A 16,991-nucleotide genomic window follows, 5' to 3' on the forward strand; every position below is an offset into this window, starting at 1 on the left:
TAACGCCAAAGCATGAACATAGCTTAACCGAAAAAAAACGTCGTTTTCTCTCCATTTTCGCGAAGTTATTCCCAAAAACTCAGATCCTGTGCCTGTCGCTTGCCGATCTGAGATAGCGGGAATGGCGAGCTGTAATCTCAAAAACGCTCAATCTGGGGAGCCCATGGCAAAGCAACATCGTTTATTTGCCCATAAATCGGAGTTGAAGCGATAGCCAGTATTCAGCGAATACCGTACATTTTTATTTGTATCCACAGCTTAAGGAATCATCATGTCCAGGCTTCGAACTTTGGCCGCGGCGGTAGTTGCCGTTGCTGCGATGACGATGTGTGCCACTCCTGTGTTGGCTAACCCCGGTAATGGCAACGGAAATGGTAACAGTGGCAATCATGGTAATAGCGGGAACAAGGGGAATAGTGGTCATAGCCAGAAAGGACACGCTGACCAAAAAAATAACGCACAATCAGAACAGCGTAAAAATTATGGTAAGCCGGACCATGTTGATAGTGACATCAGCTATAACGTGGCCAGGCAGTATGCCGTCAGATACGGTCTAACGGGCTATAAGTCACTGCCTCCAGGTATTGCCAAAAATCTGGCGCGAGGAAAACCGCTTCCTCCGGGGATCGCCAGGAAGAGCGTTCCGCCATCAATGTTGAATCAACTTCCGTATTACCCGGGCTATGAATGGCAGGTTATTGGCGATAATCTGGTGCTGATTGCACTGAGCACGGCGATTGTCACCGCTGTTATTAATGGTGTGTTTGATTAAGTTTCAACGCCATGTCCAGACGAAAGGCCATGTTATTAACATGGCCTTTTTGTTGTGCATTATTCACTAAGGATCACCTGCATAGTCAAAGAATTATATTTTGCAAATTTCCCAGTTAATATCTGATAGTTCCGACACGGATCACAATCGCAGTTAAATAAGTTGGCTTGCCGTTGGAGCATCTCCATTATGTGCCTTTTCTTAACAAGGATTACGTTTTATGAACATTCGGCCTCTCCTCGCCTTCACTTTCATCGGAATATTGTGGGGTGCGGGATCTTCACAGGGACAAGCAAAAGAGTGGAATAAAGAACCTGTGGCTGTTTTACAGCAGGGTGCTGAGGCGGGAGATGCGCAGGCGCAGTTTGTGCTTGCAACCGTGTACTTAAAAGGTAAAGAGGTAGAGCAGAATTTCAGTAAAGGCAGCGAGTGGCTGACCAAATCGGCTGAGCAGGGTAATGCGAGTGCTCAGCATCTGCTTGCACTGATGTACTATGAGGGCAAAGGCGGCCTGAAAGATGACAAGAAAGCGGCCGAATGGTTTAGCAAAGCGGCGGCTCAGGGGAATGTCGATGCCCAATACTATATCGGTGTGCTGTATTTCGAAGGTAAGGGCGTGCAGCAGAATGACAAGAACGCTGTTGAATGGCTGACCCGTGCGGCTGAGCAGGGCAATCTCGATGCGCGTTATTTGCTCGCCTTAGTCTACTTTGATGGTGAGGGCGCGCGCTGGTATGACGGTAAGGTCATTGAGTGGTTTGACAACGAAGTCGGAAAAGGCAATAAGCAGGCCGTAGAGTGGTTAAGCATTGCTGCCGAGCGCGGAAACTATCATGCCATTGAGTGGCTCCATCGTGCGGTTGAGAAGGGCAATCCTGACGCAAAGCGTTTCCTTGAAAGTAAGGCGTCGCTATTAGAGGGCTACAACACCGTTAAGTCATTGAGTAAAGCGGCTGAACGAGGGGATGCCAAAGCGCAGGGATTACTGGGCAGAAAGTACTTTGAAGGTGATGGTGTCGGTCTGGATACTGACAAAGCTTTCGCGCTGTTTAAACAGTCCGCCAGCAAAGGGGACGCGCTGGGCCAGAGCATGCTCGGCGCGATGTATTACCTTGGCGAGGGGGTTGGTGTGGCTCAGGACCACAAAAAAGCGTTTGAGCTGTTTAATCAGGCTGCTCTTCAAGGGGATATGCTGGCCGAGGGCATGCTTGGCATGATGTACGCAAAAGGAGAGGGAACGGCCCAGGACAGTAAAAAAGCGGTGGAGTGGCTGGAGAAAGCCGCGGCCCAGGGAGATGCAGGCTCGCAGAAAGATCTTGGCTTGATGTATTTAGAAGGTAATGGCGTCGCTCAGGATGATAAAAAAGCCGCTGAGTGGTTTGAACAGGCCGCAAGAAAGGGAAATGCGGAAGCTCAGGGGATGCTGGGAACCATGTACCTTGAAGGCAAAGGGGTAACTCAGGATTATGCTCAGGCGTATATCTGGAGTGCGGTGGCCTTCGCTAATGGGAATTCTGATGCGCAAAATGGACTGGATATCGCGCAGAAGAACCTGAATCCGACAGACCTGAAAGAAGCTGACGACAAGGCCAGACGCTATTTCGAGCAGCATCGAAATCAATCGGCCCTGTAACGCATTCGGTTGCACAGTATGGTTTTACGTGAGCCTCTTCGCTAAGAGGGGGGGGCTCACAAACCGTACAGTTTTATTTTTCTATAGAGCGTGGCAATGCTGATCCCCAGTTCTGTCGCGGCTTGTTTTTTCCCCTCAACGCTTGAGCCGAACCGCTGGATGACGTTTTCGATAGCTTCTCTTTCCGCCTGTTTTCCTTTGCTGGCAAGCTGACAGGGTTGCGCGGTCATCGTCGTTTTCCTACCGTCAGCGGCGGTGAGCAGGTAAGGGGGAAGATGGCTGGCGTTGATCCCGGCGGCTTCTCCGCGCATCACAAAAATGTATTCGATCACGTTGCGTAATTCACGAATGTTGCCCGGCCAGTGCCAGGCATAAAGGCGGTTAATAACGTCATCAGGCAGTTTTTGCGGTGGTCGCTGGTAACTGACCGAGAACTCATCGGCAAAATACTGTGCGAGGACCGCAATATCAGCCCGGCGTTCACGCAGGGAAGGAAGTACCAGAGGGACCACGTTCAGGCGATAGAAAAGATCTTCGCGAAACTGATTATTCTCCACCATCGCATTAATGTTTTTGTTGGTCGCGGCAATAATGCGCACATCAATATTGATGGTGTTATTAGAGCCAACGCGGGTGATCGCCTTTTCCTGTAATACCCTGAGCAGCTTGGCCTGCAGGTGCAACGGCATATCGCCAATTTCATCCAGAAACAGGCTGCCGCCGTTGGCCAGTTCAAATTTTCCCATTCGTCCTTTGGGATCGGCCCCGCTGAATGCGCCACGAACATAACCAAACAGTTCGCTTTCCAGCAGTTGTTCGGGGATAGCCGCGCAGTTGATTGTCACGAAAGGCGCGGCTTTACGTGGACTGCTTTGGTGAATGGCAAAAGCCACGACCTCTTTCCCCGAGCCGCTTTCCCCGGTGATGAGCACGCTGGCGTAACTGTTGGCGATTTTACCGATGGTGCTTCTGAGTTGCTCCATTGAGGGAGAGTGACCAATCAGTCGCACCTGCATATCGGACTCATAAGGGGATGGAGTAAGGTTACTCAGGTAGTCGTGTGCATCACGAAAGATAACCATGGTTAAGCGATCGTTATCCTGCGAGGAGAGCGAAATTTGTTTGCACAGTACATGATGTTTCTGACCTTCAAGCGTCAGCCACGCTTCTTCATCGCCGTACAGGCTGTCTCCGGTTGTTTCAATGGTCAGTGGTAATCCCTGAACCTCACGGTTGAGGATGCGATCGGCTGAATGATTGGCATGCCAGATAAGACCCTTGCCATCAATTGCCACCACGCCGCGGTCCATAGCATCGATCAGACGCCGAAATGCGCCAAGCGTTTCCTGCGCGCGTAAACGCTCCAGGCATTCAAAGACCTTACTGGAGATCATTACGGCGATTTGCTCAATAAAGGTGACAAATTTATCAATCTGGCTCAGTAACGTGTCACGCTGTGCCTGGGTTGAGCAAATAATCCCGATCACGCCAATCACGCGATTATTGAGAAAAATGGGTGCGTTCAAATCCAGCATTTCAGAACAGTAGTGGTGTTTTTCACATAACTGACACAGCGGATGCTCGCCGGGATTTTTGATCAGTACCGTTTCTCTCACCTGCAATACGTGACGATAGATGTAGCCATTTTTGGCCACGTTCTCATTGAGCATATGCCGGTATTTCCCGGTACCCGCGATGCGCATTAAAGATTCATCAATGATTTCAACGTCCGTGCCCGTTATGCCAGAAATAGCGTCGGCATAATTGCATATATCATCCTGAATATTGCTGAGTACTGAAATCATGGTACTTCTCCGGCAGTGTGTCGCATTTCTCAAGGAGAATGATAAATAGGCGAAGCAATGCAAAAATGATTTGCGAAAAATCAATCTATCACGCTGTTTTTGGATGTTTTTCTTATTTTATCTTCAGCGATCACACTATTTATCAATAATGAGAATTTATCAAAATGAGGCGATAAACTGACGCAGTGATATTTTTTGGTGTCAATTTTTATTTCTATTTAATTTATTGAAATTAAAGCCTTTATTAAAATATTCATAAGAATTTACTCGGTTAATAAAAAGCTGGTAAGCATTTTGCTCTATTGCCAATACCGATAACGGAAATATCTCTGTATTGCACCGATTACAGGGAATGAAATACCAGGACAATGAGGTTTTATGATGCAGGAAAACTTATCATTTTTTATTAACCAGACACCGTTTACCGAACATCCGAACGCGCCGTTGGCACCGTTTAGCCGCCAGGAACTGGTAAAAGCGTTGAATTTTCATCGGTCTATTCCGGGTTACGCGCCGACGCCGCTGTATACGCTACCGGCGCTTTCACAAAAACTGGGCGTAAAAAATATCTACCTCAAAGATGAATCTCAGCGTTTTGGCCTGAAAGCCTTTAAAGCGCTGGGTGGCTCCTATGCGATGGCGTGCCATATCGCTGAATTAGTTGGTAAGGATATCAGCGAACTGCCGTTTGACGTGATGACCAGCGAAGAGGTACGCCACGATCTGCAAACCGTCACGTTTGCCACCACTACTGATGGCAACCACGGTCGCGGCGTAGCATGGATGGCGCGCCAACTGAAGCAAAACGCCGTGGTGTATATGCCGAAGGGCTCTTCGCAGCAACGTCTGACCTCTATTCGTAACGAAGGCGCTACCGCTGAGATCGTCGATATGAACTATGACGATGCGGTTCGTATGACCGCAGAACAGGCCGAAAAGTATGGCTGGATTGTGGTGCAGGATACCGCGTGGGAAGGATACGAAAAGATCCCGCAGTGGATTATGCAGGGCTACGGCACGCTAATGCTGGAGGCGATAGATCAGCTGCATCAGGTTGCGCCGACGCACATTTTTGTGCAGGCAGGCGTCGGCTCGTTTGCCGGAATGGTTCAGGGAATGGTGACGGCAGCCTGGGGGGAGAATCGCCCGAAAGTGATCGTCGCCGAAGCGTTAATTGCCGATTGCCTCTACCGCTCAGCCCGTTCGAAAGAGGGAGATGCCATTGCGGTGGGCGGTGATTTACAAACCGTGATGGCCGGTCTCGCCTGCGGTGAAGCGAACAGTATCGGCTGGAAACTGCTGCGCGATTATGCCAACGCATTTGCCTCCTGTCCTGATGAAGTTGCAGCGTTGGGCATGCGCATGTTGGGCAACCCGCTGGCAGGCGATCCACAGATTATTTCGGGTGAGTCAGGTGCGGTTACTACCGGTCTGCTGGCGCTGCTGATGACCTCGCCTGAACTGGCGCAAACGCGTGAGCAACTGGGTCTGGATGCGCACTCTCGTGTGCTGTTAGTCAGCACCGAAGGGGATACCGACCCACAACAATATCTGGATATTGTCTGGGGCGGTCAGTACCCGGGCATCAACAAATAATTCCCTGATTGAGAGATATAACGGAGAAACCCATGTTATCTGCAAACCGCATTGAAGAAGTCATTAAAAACTGTCAGGCGCTGATCCAACAAAAAAGTTATTCCGGTCAGGAAGGGGAAGTGGTTAATGCCATAAAAACAATGATGCAGCATTACCAATTCGATGATATCCACGTTGATAAGTACGGCAACATTGTTGGCGGCATTGTCGGCACCCAGCCGGGGAAAACGCTGGTTCTCGATGGACATATCGATACCGTGCCGGTGAACGAAGAGAAGTGGTCCCGCAATCCATACGGCGGCGATATTGAAGATGGCAAAATTTATGGTCGCGGCACAACAGACATGAAAGGCGCCGTGGCGGCGATGATCTCCGCCGTGGGCTTTTTCGGTCAGGACAATCAGCGAAATTTTGCCGGGAAAATCTACGTTGCGTGCATTGTGCACGAAGAGTGTTTTGAAGGTATTGCTGCCCGCCTGGTCAGCGAGCGCTATAAGCCAGACTACGTAATCATCGGTGAAGCTTCCGAGTTAAACCTGAAAATTGGTCAGCGTGGTCGCGCTGAGATTGTGGTCGAAACCTTTGGTAAGCCCGCGCACTCCGCTAACCCACAGGCGGGGATTAACGCGGTGTACAAAATGGCGCAATTGATCGACAAAATTCGTACGATCACGCCGCCAACGCATCCGGTTCTGGGGCCTGGCATTCTGGAACTGACCGACATTAAATCTTCGCCGTACCCGGGAGCCTCGGTGGTACCGGATTACTGTCGCGCAACCTACGATCGCCGTTTGCTGGTGGGTGAAACCAAAGAAAGCGTGATTGCTCCGCTGGAAAATGCGCTTGCCGAACTTATTGCTCAGGATCCGCAGTTTAAGGCCCGAGTGTCCTACGCGGTGGGTCAGGAGTCTTGCTATACCGGTGCCACGATTGAGGGAGAGCGTTTCTTCCCTGGCTGGGTGTACGACGAGTCAGACGAATTCGTGCAGGCAGCGTTGGCGGGCGTTCGCGAGGCTGGCTTTAATCCAACCATTACGCAGTACTCATTTTGTACCAACGGTAGCCACTATGCGGGCGAAGCGGGAATCAAAACCATCGGCTTCGGTCCTTCACGAGAAAACCTGGCACACACCATTGATGAGTATATCGAGATCGATCAGTTAACCGGCTCGGCCAGCGGCTATTACAGCATCATCCAGACACTCTATCGCCAATAAAAATAAAGATAACCACCTCTTACCTTACAGGCGGTGTCGCTCAGCAGCACCGCCATGGAGAATAACGATGAAAACCATTTTCAAAAACGGAAATGTAATCGATGGGACGGGCAGTGAAGGCAGAATTGCCGATGTGATGGTTGATGAAGGACGTATTGTCGAAATCGGTCAAATTGAGGTTGGCATCAATGAACAGGTAATTGATGCAACAGGAAAAATTATTTGCCCTGGCTTTATTGATACCCATACGCACTCTGACCTGTCGGCCATTATTAACCCCGCGCTGTCGGCAAAAATTCGTCAGGGTATCACCACCGAACTGTTGGGCCAGGATGGCGTCGCCTTAGCACCGTTACCTGAAGAATATATTCCAGCCTGGCGTAAAAATATCGCCGGGCTGGACGGTGACACCGACAAAATTGACTGGAAGTATAAAAATACAGACGGTTATCTCAATCTGCTGGCATCACGTCATCCGGCGACAAACCTCGCGTATTTAGTTCCTCATGGCAACGTGCGCATGGAAGCGATGGGTCTGGATGGGCGTCCTTCGACCCGTGAAGATGTGGCGAAGATGTGTGAAGTCCTTGAGCGAGAGCTAAAGGCTGGGGCATTTGGACTTTCCACAGGACTTATCTATATGCCTTGCGCCTTTGGTGATACTGCCGAAATGATTGAACTGTGTAAGGTCACGGCGAAATATGACGGGATCTTTGTGGTGCATCAGCGCAGTGAAGCTGACGATATTATCAACTCAACCCAGGAACTGATTGATATCGCCAAAGCCACCGGCGTCTGGCTACATATTTCGCATATGAAGGTTTGCGGCAAGAAAAACTGGGGGCTGATCGACCAGATGCTGGGCATGCTGGAACAGGCGCAGGAAGAGGGAATTCGTATCTCTTTCGACCAGTATCCGTATGTGGCGGGCAGTACGATGCTTGGCGTGATCCTGCCGCCTTGGGTTCACTCCGGTGGTACGGACAAATTACTTGAGCGTCTCGCCTCGCCCGAACTGCGCGCCAAAATGATTGATGATATTCAGCAGGGTATTCCTGGCTGGGATAACTTTATCGATTTTGCCGGCTTGGACCAGATTTTTGTCACCAGCGTGAAAACGGCAAAAAATCAGGATGCTGTCGGTTTGAACCTCGTCCAGTTGGGCGAGCTGCGCGGAAAAGATCCGTACAACGCCACCTTCGATCTGCTCTTTGAAGAGGAAAACGCCGTGGGGATGGTCGACTTCTACGGTACCGAAGAGCACGTGATTAAGTTTCTCTGTCGACCTGAGCAAAACGTCTGTACCGACGGCTTAATGGGGGCTGGCAAACCGCACCCGCGCGTGTTTGGCGCATTCCCTCGCGTACTCGGTAAATATGTCCGTGAAGAGGGATGTCTGAGCTGGGAAGCGGCAATCCGCAAGATGACGGGGAAACCTGCTGAAGTATTGGGTTTGCAGGATCGCGGACTGCTGAAGGTGGGTTATGCAGCGGATATTGTGATGTTCGATCCGAACACAATTACGGATAAAGGCACTTTTGTGGAACCCAATCAGTACCCGGAAGGGATTGAAATTGTCATGGTTAATGGGCGCATTGCCTTAATCAATGGCACGGAAAGTTATGCCTGTAGCGGTACGGTTATTAGAAAACAATATTAATAAATAACGCTAAACACGCATGGATCTATCGTGACTATTTATGGTCGCGGTAGATCACTACACCCTAAGGACATCACAATGAACCTACAAACGTCTTTACCTTCAGGTAAACCCAAGACCTGGAAAGCAAGATATACCGTCCTGACCCTGATCTGGCTGGCGTGGCTGCTCTCTTTTCTCGACAGAATGGTGATGAGCGTTTCGCTCCCTTATATTGGCAAAGATTTAAATCTTGATACGACTCAACAAGGTTTAATTATTAGCGCCTTTTTTATTGGTTATGCTGCGTTTCAAATTCCCGGTGGATTACTGGCGGATAAATTTGGCTCGCGCAAAATCATGGCCATTGGTATTGCATGGTGGTCTGTGTTCACCAGCTTAACCGGCGCTGTGCTGACGCTGCCGCTGATGTTAGCAGTACGATTCTTCTTTGGTATCGGTGAGGGATGTTTCCCGTCGGCCTCATGGAAGATGATATCAACCTATTTCCCGTCGAAAGAGCGTGGTCGCGCCACGGCGATTCAGTCAACGGTTAACACCTTAGGCCCAGCGCTGGCGGTAGTTGTGGCGGCAAGCATCATCGGGGCATTTGGCTGGCACATGGTTTTTATCGTGCTGGGTATTCCCGGTCTGTTTATCGCGGCAGGTATCTACTTATTTACGCGTGACAATCCGAAAGATCACCCTGCTATTACGCAGCAAGACCTGGCGGAGCTGGCAGCTGACGATCAGGGGAGCCTGCAAAACACCAGTGCTATCGCGTTTAAAGACGTACTCAAAATGCCGGTGCTCTGGCAAATGGCCAGCATCTGGTTTTTGTTTGATATCACCTTCTGGGGTTTTTCAACCTGGCTACCAAGCTATCTGATTACCGTACGAGAGTTTTCTCTGGCAAAGACCGGTGTCATGGCAGCCATTCCCTTCCTGTTCGGGGCAGGCGGAACATTATTAGGCGGTTATTGCTCAGACAAATTCAAACCCCAGCGTAAAACGCTGTATGTTGTAACCTCTGTTATTGCCGCGGGATTCCTGTATCTGACTTTCAGCGTGAGCAGTGCAGATATGGCGGTGGTTTATCAGTGTGTCTCAGCCCTGTTCATGTTCTTTGCCATGGCGACGTTCTGGGGCATTCTGATGGATACGATCCCGAGCAACATCATGGGGCGGGCATCCGGTATTGTTAACTTTGGCGGCCAGATGGCGGGGGTTGTATCAGCGCCTATCATCGGCTGGCTTATCCAAAGTAGTGGCGGAAGCTATAACAGCGCCTTTATCTTTATGATTGCTGCACTGTTGTGCTCAGCTGTCGTTACGCTGACAGTCAAAAGCTCGCACGCAGTGGGAGCGTTGCCCAGTAAAGCCTGATTAATGTCTCTCTCTTGTGGCTCTGCTGTTCCAGAGCCACATTAAGGATGACGGAAATAAGTGATTAAGAGCCTATCCCATTAGACTCTTAGTGGAAACTCAGGAATCGGTTTGATAGAAATGCAGAGGATCTTTTAATCGTTTTCTCTAAGGAAAACAGTATAGGATTTTGTAAACTACAAAAATGAGATGTTTTGTTATCTCTTTTATCTATAACAGGAAAGGGGTAAAAAACCTTATTTTTAGGGAAGCATTCTGTATAAATGCTCATATGGTTTAATACTTCGCTGTTCAATGGTTTGGCCTTGTTACATATCTCGTTGGCGAACGCGCTGCATTTGCTGCAATTACAACGACATGCAGAATAGTCAGTCGAGGTGAGGGAATCATTATTGCCAATATTAAATCCTAGCTTTCCTCGCCGGATATAAGCATCCATTATTCCACTGGCTTCATATTTTAGCAGTAATCCCTCCCGTTCACTCCGCGTTAAAGATGGCGATAATATATAACTCAGCAACAAGGTGGTCCTTTCATTTATGGATGGATATAGATTTAACTTGTTGATCTGTTTCGTCTTAATGATGAAATAGGACGCGATGACAAAGCCAAGGCATCGAGCGGTACTCATCTGCAGATCCCAGTTGTCTTTTTGTACGGTATATTCGTAAGTTACAGGCATGAGTGAATGCTCGTACGCAAGAAAGTCGGCAATAAACTCCATGGTCCTGATATACGGAAGTTGGTTGCCATTCATTTTGATGTATTGATGCTGGCAACACATCAAATGAACCAATTCATGAAAAAAAACGAAGTTCATAAAAGAGCGGGCGGTGTTAAGAGATACCTCTACTGAATGTATGTCAACGCGATTGGCTATAATGCATAGTGCTGTATCGGCTAAGGCTGTGTGTTTAAATATGGAGGCAAGATCGAGACTGATGTTTAAGTTGTATGCTCCCGCAACAATAATTACCCATGAATAGAATCTGTGATTAATTGCAATAAATGCAATATCTTCGTGGATAACTATCTGGATTAATGGTTCATTTTCGTTCACAAAACCCCATACGGTTTTGTTCACCGGGATGAGTGAGTCTTTACCCAGCCAGGCTTCGATCATCAAATCCAGCTCAGTAAATGAGTACCATGTAATATCAGTATCAATATTTTCAGGTGAACACCAGGATTGATAAGGCCATGCGTCAGGCATTGTGTCAGGGAATACAACATTGTTTAATGATTCTCGTATTTGATTCATTTTGCTATACGCCATCAATCAATTGCTTTGCTTACTACCAGAAGAGAAGCGTAACTTGCTGTTCTGGTAACCTATTTTTCTCCTTAGAATGTGAAAGTGATGCTTTTAACGTTGGCCGGTTTTTCTTCCCGCCAGGTTGTGCCAGTGTACGATCCCTCTGGATTTACAGTTTCTCCAAAATTCAGGTTAGTAAAATTGTTATCACCCGAAAGTATGAAAAATTCTCTATCTTATTTTTTTAGCAGCGCATCGATGTAACCTGGAAATTTGAAAATGCGCTGTTTCTGCTTTATTTAAGCATAAAGACAAGTGTAGGATAATTTCATATAGAAATAAAATTAACAAAAAACTGTCGTAGGCAACGTATTGAAAAATAATATTTGTTTGTAATGTAAAGTTGCTGGCATAGAAATGTGCATGGGAATGTTCAACGTAAGCGGCTATTTGATAGCGGCTTTCCACCATGCCACCCTAACGGAATGATCGTCAGATGAGGGGTATTTTTTGTATTTTTACGGTTCTAATGCTTACTACCCTATTGATATTAATAGATTTGTTAAGAATGAACCCTAATAAATGAAAGACCTGTCCTACATGTGTAGGAATTTTCCTTTACGTTGTGTTAATGATTTGATATTTACAAAGGTTTAAAGTTTAATTTTTGTAAATCGAAATGTTATTTTTATGATTTATTCATTCGGATTATGAAAAAATAATAAAATATACGCGTGGCTATGCTAGAATTTTCCTCTTAAAGTCTTGCGTTTATAAAACATAATATTGAAGACTCATCTGCTCTATAGCCATCGCCTCTCTTTATTTATCGGGATTCTTATACGCAATGAACGCGATAATCGTTGACGATCACCCATTGGCTCGCATTGCCATCCGCAACTTACTCGATACCAATGGTATCGCTGTGACCACCGAACTCGACAGTGGAGATCAAGTGGTTCAAACCGTTGAAAAAACCAAACCGGAGCTGTTGATTATCGATGTGGATATTCCGGGTATCAGTGGCATCGAAGTGCTGGAGCAGCTGAGAAAGCGGCACTATGCTGGTGTAATCATTATCATTTCAGCTAAAAATGAATTTTTTTACGGCAAACGTAGCGCCGAATACGGTGCTAACGGATTTGTGAGCAAAAAAGAAGGTATGAATAATATTCTTGCCGCAATCGAAGCAGCAAAAAATGGCTATAGCTATTTTCCCTTTTCCCTTGAGCATTTTACTGGTTCATCCGTCAGCGAGCAGGATAAGCTTGATACGTTGTCGAACCAGGAAATGAGAGTATTGCGTTATATCCTTAATGGCATGGATTACAGCACAATTGCCAGCAAAATGAATATCAGTAATAAAACGGTAAGTACCTATAAAAGCCGGTTGATGGAAAAATTAGATTGTTCATCATTAATGGAAATTTATGATTATGCGCAGAGAAATAAAATAGGATAGAGTAATGCTGGAACGCTTTTTTATTTTTTTGATGGTCGTCTTTACCATCGGGTTGTCTACGGGTGTAAGCTCAGCTCGGCAAGTTGAGCTAAAAAGTAACTATAATACCTCAGTGCAAAATATCGGCTTGAACAGGGAAGAAACAAACTGGTTAGCGCATAAAAAAACCTTGGTTGTTGGCACCTGGTTACCGGAAGTCTCCCCCATTGTTTATCAAAATAGCGGTGAATATTATCGGGGCGTCAACGCGGATTACCTTGCGTTAATGCAAAAGAACCTCAATCTAAAAATCATTATAAAGCAGTATGATAATGAGCAAGAGGCGCTGGCCGCGCTCGCCAATAACGATGTTGATACGCTGATAACCCAACTGTCCCGACGCCAGGATGTTGGCGGAAATCTGTTGCGCACTTCGGCATTGCTGACCACGTGGCCGACGCTTGTAACATCGCTAAAAAACACTCTGCTGCCGCTGACCTCGAACCATCAGGTTAGCGTCGCGTGTGTACGGGATTGCCCTTTTCTCGATGTTATCCAGGGGGCTTTTCCTGAGGCTAAAGTCTCATTTTATGACGACGAGTATCAGGCTATGGCGTCGGTAGTGAATGGCGATAACCAATATTATATTGGTAACAATATCACCAGCAGTCATTGTATCTCTCGATACTTCTCACAATCACTGGTTATTACGCACTACTTTGATAAGCAAGAACAATATAATTATTTTGTCGTTAACGAAGAACAGCCTGTATTAAGAAATATTCTTGATGGTTTCATTACGTCAATCAGTAATGAAATTCATATGCAAGTCATGCAGAACTGGCTGAACCGCGGCAACCTTGCCTATCTGAATGCGCCTATTCCTTTCACCGATCAGGAAAAAGCGTGGTTGAAGAAAAAGCATGTTATCCGCATTTTAATCAACCCAGATTACTCGCCCTATACGCTGGTCGATCGCAGTGGTGAGTTACGCGGTATTATTGGTGATTTGCTGAATATTATTCATCTGCAAACGGGGCTCGATTTTGAACCCATTTTAGCTAGCTCTAAAAGTGAGCAGACAAAGCAAATAAGCGGCGAACAGTGGGATATGTATCCCACTATCACGCTAACTCATCAAAACCCGCCCAATTCGGCCTTTAGCGATCCGCTGATGAATGTGGCAATTGTGATGATCACTTCCCGTGAGGAAACCGCCGAATCGCTACTGGAGAAGCCGATACGCATTGCTTTGCCTGCCGGGCATGTGCTGGAAAGTGAGCTTAAGCAACGCTATCCGCAGGCCACCTGGGTGAATGCGGATACTGGCAGTGTTGCGATGGCCATGGTCAAGGAGGGCAGCGTTGATGCGGCAATCGCTACCGAATTGTCGGCAAGATTTATGGTCGATCATTACTACCAGAAAAATATGCACTTTTTTAGGCTTCCAGATATGCCTGGTGCGTCGGTAAGTTTTGCAATCTCTCCCCGCGAGCCGGTGTTGAAGTCTGTTATGGATAAAGCGCTTCAGGCCATACCGCCACGTGAAATTTTGCAGATGACGGAGAGGTGGTCGAAAATTTCCAATACGCAGGTCGATTTCTGGAGTCGATATAGCAAACAGTTCTATCAACTGGGGATATTCGCGCTGCTGCTGATAGCAATTAGCCTGATCTGGGGGATCTCACTCTCCCGTGAGGTAAATAAAAGGAAACAATCGCAGCGGCTACTGGAAGAGCAGCTTCATCTCAAAGAAGCATTATCTCAAGAACTGGAAAACGAAAAGAATAAAGCGATTGAAGCAACCAAGGCCAAAAGTCGCTTTCTGGCGAGTATGAGCCATGAGTTACGTACTCCGGTAAGTTCGATTGTTGGCTTTGTGGAATTACTGTCGAGTTCAGAACTCAGCCCGGCACAGCGAAAAGAGGCGATTGCCCTTACCGGGGCGACGGCCCAGTCATTGCTTGGGCTGATCGGTAAGATTCTGGATGTGGATAAGATTGAGTCTGGTAAATACCAGGTAGTTCCTCAATGGACGGATCTCTCGCAACTCATTGAATTGCAGTGCCACTCTTTCGATGCCTTAGCCAGACAGAAAGGCATTACGCTTGCCTGCGTTAGTCAGTTGCCGGCGAACGAGCGGGTATTTGTCGATCAGCAGGCTTTGCGGCAAATTCTCACCAACCTGGTGGGTAATGCGTTGAAGTTTACCGAGCAGGGCAGCATTCATGTGACGGCCCGCTTGGCGCCTGAGGGGGAGAATCACGGTACCCTGACCATCGCCATTAGCGACACCGGTTGCGGGATTAGTGAAGAGGAGCAGGCGGGGCTGTTTCAGCGTTACGCTCAGGGACGCTGCGGGCGTCAACAAACCGGTTCTGGACTGGGGTTATTTATCTGCAAAGAACTGGTGACGTTGATGGGTGGGACGCTGGAGTTGATGAGCGTCCCGTTGCAAGGAACCACGTTTACCATAACGCTGCCGGTTGAAACAGCTCGACAGTCGATTGTATCGGATGGCAATGCGCCCGGTACTCTGTTACCGCTTCCGTGTCTGTCTATTTTGATAGCTGACGATAATCCAACCAATCGCCTGCTGCTCAAGCGACAGTTGAATGCCATTGGCTACAGCGTGGATGAAGCGTGTGATGGGGAGGAAGCAGAAGCCAAACTGGCGAAGAAATCGTACGATCTGCTGATAACCGATGTAAATATGCCGAAAAAAGACGGGTTTGATCTCGCGGCTTCGCTACGTCGTCAACAGCCGAATTTACAAATATGGGGACTGACGGCCAGCGCACTTCCACAGTCACGCGATCGATGCCTGCAAAATGGTATGAACTTGTGCCTGTTCAAGCCTGTGTCGATTCAGACACTGACCCATGAATTGAGTAAAATCGAAACCGGTTATTCGTCTCCTTGTACAATCCGGCATTTGAAATTCAATGTGTTGACGGAAAATACCGGCGGCGATCGCGCACTGATGAACGAGATTCTCGAGACATTTCGCGAGGCAACGCTGAATGATATACAAGCGGCTGAGAAAGCCGTTCTGCAAGATGAACCTCAGCTGTTTTTGCGAGCTCTTCACCGGTTGCATGGCTCGGCGCAAATTCTGGGTATCACTGCGCTACAGAACCTGTGCGAACCTTTCGAATCCAGACGACATGACGATCTTCCTCTGGCAGTACGCGAGGAGGCATTGCAGAAGATTATTGCTGTTATGCGGGAAATTGAGATTGAGATAGAAAGTCTGATTAGCCATTAATCCCCCTGATCGGGTAGCTGTAGCTGCCCGATCAGGAGAGAAAGTCCTGGTTCAACACTCCGTAGTGCTGAGTACTACTGGCCTGCGCCGATCATCTCGCTATCGACCACAATGCCATCTTCAGCGCCTTTTAACACAAGGTTTGCTTCATAGTATTTACCGGAAGTCAGCAGTTTTTGCGCGCTGGCAACGGCTTTACGAGTCTGATTCAGAGGCATCAGGTATTGGGTCTGAAGCACGCTGATACCAGCCAGTTGCAGAGTATCCACTGCACCTTTCCAGTCGCCTTTGGCCATTTTGCCATTCGCTGTTTTGATAGCGGATTCTTTGGCCGGAGTCGCAATATAGTCTTCTGACAGCGCGACCGTAGCGTTAATAACCACGTACTGATCGTCAATCATCTTGGCTTTAGGCGCAGCTTTTACAAATTTCGCCCAATCTTTGCTGTCGCCAGCCAGCAGGGAAGCCGCGTCATCGGTTAATTTTTTAGCGCTGTCAGGCTGTCCATGAAACAGGGCCAGACGAGCAAGCTGAATATCACGCATCGCATTTGCGCCTTGCACTGCGACCTGCATAACATCGGCAGCTTCTTTTTGTACATTTGCGGTAGCAGCTTGCGCCGGAGTGGTTGTGGTAGCAGTAGCAGCCATCACTGGTGCTGAACCCATCATGGTTGCAAGCACACCCGCAAGAATAATCTTTTTCATTACTTTCTCCTGAATAAATTTGGTATATGTCACCAAACGCAATAAGCATATTAAATAATGTTAAAGAGAGGAATCAGAGCCAAGATAGAATAATGACCGTTTAATCCTACAAGTGTCAGATGTCTGACATGTGTAGGAATATACGCATAGCGACATTCTCTTGTTCTTATATACGCTTCCTTAGTGGAAGTCTTATCATTCCACTGTAAGTAACATATGTTGAGTGAGTAATAATTCTTGTGTCAACAGGTTACATTGCGTTTATATATAAC

General features: G+C 47.6%; 11 protein-coding genes. 8 read left to right on the top strand and 3 right to left on the bottom strand.

Annotation, left to right across the window (positions count from 1 at the left end; genetic code table 11):
- Nucleotides 1-271: 271 nt before the first annotated feature.
- Both JQN59_RS05690 and JQN59_RS05695 read left to right on the top strand, forming a co-directional pair.
- Nucleotides 272-772: an anti-virulence regulator CigR family protein gene (locus JQN59_RS05690; protein WP_048215725.1), complete on the top strand. Its 501-nt coding sequence runs from the start codon at nucleotides 272-274 to the stop codon at nucleotides 770-772.
- A 220-nt stretch (nucleotides 773-992) separates the two neighbouring features.
- Entirely contained in the window at nucleotides 993-2,405 is a 1,413-nt protein-coding gene (locus JQN59_RS05695) for a tetratricopeptide repeat protein (protein WP_149608157.1), read from the top strand.
- A gap of 56 nt (nucleotides 2,406-2,461) precedes the next feature.
- Here JQN59_RS05695 and JQN59_RS05700 read toward each other — a convergent pair whose 3' ends face one another.
- Nucleotides 2,462-4,210 (bottom strand): sigma-54 interaction domain-containing protein, encoded by a 1,749-nt coding sequence (locus JQN59_RS05700; RefSeq protein WP_048225174.1) that lies wholly within the window; start codon nucleotides 4,208-4,210, stop codon nucleotides 2,462-2,464.
- A gap of 381 nt (nucleotides 4,211-4,591) precedes the next feature.
- On the opposite strand from JQN59_RS05700, the gene dpaL reads away from it, so the two are divergent.
- The 4 genes from dpaL to JQN59_RS05720 all read left to right on the top strand — a co-directional run bounded on the left by dpaL (nucleotide 4,592) and on the right by JQN59_RS05720 (nucleotide 10,048).
- A complete protein-coding gene (gene dpaL, locus JQN59_RS05705; RefSeq protein ID WP_020996285.1) occupies nucleotides 4,592-5,806 on the top strand; it encodes a diaminopropionate ammonia-lyase in 1,215 nt (404 codons plus the stop codon).
- 32 nt (nucleotides 5,807-5,838) lie between these two features.
- Nucleotides 5,839-7,023: a YgeY family selenium metabolism-linked hydrolase gene (locus JQN59_RS05710; protein ID WP_048215727.1), complete on the top strand. Its 1,185-nt coding sequence runs from the start codon at nucleotides 5,839-5,841 to the stop codon at nucleotides 7,021-7,023.
- Between the two features lie 67 nt (nucleotides 7,024-7,090).
- Nucleotides 7,091-8,683, top strand: a complete 1,593-nt coding sequence (locus tag JQN59_RS05715) for an N-acyl-D-amino-acid deacylase family protein (RefSeq protein WP_008785573.1) — start codon at nucleotides 7,091-7,093, stop codon at nucleotides 8,681-8,683.
- Nucleotides 8,684-8,761: 78 nt separating this feature from the next.
- Nucleotides 8,762-10,048, top strand: coding sequence for an MFS transporter (locus JQN59_RS05720; protein ID WP_003826074.1), 1,287 nt, complete (start codon nucleotides 8,762-8,764; stop codon nucleotides 10,046-10,048).
- 88 nt (nucleotides 10,049-10,136) lie between these two features.
- Here JQN59_RS05720 and JQN59_RS05725 read toward each other — a convergent pair whose 3' ends face one another.
- Nucleotides 10,137-11,309, bottom strand: a complete 1,173-nt coding sequence (locus JQN59_RS05725) for a hypothetical protein (protein WP_133158645.1) — start codon at nucleotides 11,307-11,309, stop codon at nucleotides 10,137-10,139.
- A gap of 841 nt (nucleotides 11,310-12,150) precedes the next feature.
- On the opposite strand from JQN59_RS05725, the gene evgA reads away from it, so the two are divergent.
- Together evgA and JQN59_RS05735 are read left to right on the top strand one after the other, a co-directional pair.
- Nucleotides 12,151-12,765: an acid-sensing system DNA-binding response regulator EvgA gene (gene evgA, locus JQN59_RS05730; protein ID WP_008785570.1), complete on the top strand. Its 615-nt coding sequence runs from the start codon at nucleotides 12,151-12,153 to the stop codon at nucleotides 12,763-12,765.
- A gap of 4 nt (nucleotides 12,766-12,769) precedes the next feature.
- The gene (locus tag JQN59_RS05735; RefSeq protein WP_149608156.1) at nucleotides 12,770-16,012 is read left to right on the top strand and encodes an ATP-binding protein; all 3,243 of its coding nucleotides are present in this window, start codon (nucleotides 12,770-12,772) and stop codon (nucleotides 16,010-16,012) included.
- Between the two features lie 74 nt (nucleotides 16,013-16,086).
- Here JQN59_RS05735 and JQN59_RS05740 read toward each other — a convergent pair whose 3' ends face one another.
- On the bottom strand, nucleotides 16,087-16,719 hold the full coding sequence (locus tag JQN59_RS05740; RefSeq protein ID WP_003826081.1) for a YfdX family protein: 633 nt from the start codon (nucleotides 16,717-16,719) through the stop codon (nucleotides 16,087-16,089).
- Between the last annotated feature and the right edge of the window lie 272 nt (nucleotides 16,720-16,991).

The organism is Citrobacter sp. B72, from assembly GCF_016894305.1.
GTDB classification, from domain to species: domain Bacteria; phylum Pseudomonadota; class Gammaproteobacteria; order Enterobacterales; family Enterobacteriaceae; genus Citrobacter; species Citrobacter portucalensis.

Excerpts from the sequence above, each read along its gene's own strand:
- JQN59_RS05690 (WP_048215725.1), top strand. The coding sequence starts at position 272 with ATGTCCAGGCTTCGAACTTTGGCCGCGGCGGTAGTTGCCGTTGCTGCG.
- JQN59_RS05695 (WP_149608157.1), top strand. The coding sequence starts at position 993 with ATGAACATTCGGCCTCTCCTCGCCTTCACTTTCATCGGAATATTGTGG.
- JQN59_RS05700 (WP_048225174.1), bottom strand. The coding sequence starts at position 4,210 with ATGATTTCAGTACTCAGCAATATTCAGGATGATATATGCAATTATGCC.
- dpaL (WP_020996285.1), top strand. The coding sequence starts at position 4,592 with ATGCAGGAAAACTTATCATTTTTTATTAACCAGACACCGTTTACCGAA.
- JQN59_RS05710 (WP_048215727.1), top strand. The coding sequence starts at position 5,839 with ATGTTATCTGCAAACCGCATTGAAGAAGTCATTAAAAACTGTCAGGCG.
- JQN59_RS05715 (WP_008785573.1), top strand. The coding sequence starts at position 7,091 with ATGAAAACCATTTTCAAAAACGGAAATGTAATCGATGGGACGGGCAGT.
- JQN59_RS05720 (WP_003826074.1), top strand. The coding sequence starts at position 8,762 with ATGAACCTACAAACGTCTTTACCTTCAGGTAAACCCAAGACCTGGAAA.
- JQN59_RS05725 (WP_133158645.1), bottom strand. The coding sequence starts at position 11,309 with ATGAATCAAATACGAGAATCATTAAACAATGTTGTATTCCCTGACACA.
- evgA (WP_008785570.1), top strand. The coding sequence starts at position 12,151 with ATGAACGCGATAATCGTTGACGATCACCCATTGGCTCGCATTGCCATC.
- JQN59_RS05735 (WP_149608156.1), top strand. The coding sequence starts at position 12,770 with ATGCTGGAACGCTTTTTTATTTTTTTGATGGTCGTCTTTACCATCGGG.
- JQN59_RS05740 (WP_003826081.1), bottom strand. The coding sequence starts at position 16,719 with ATGAAAAAGATTATTCTTGCGGGTGTGCTTGCAACCATGATGGGTTCA.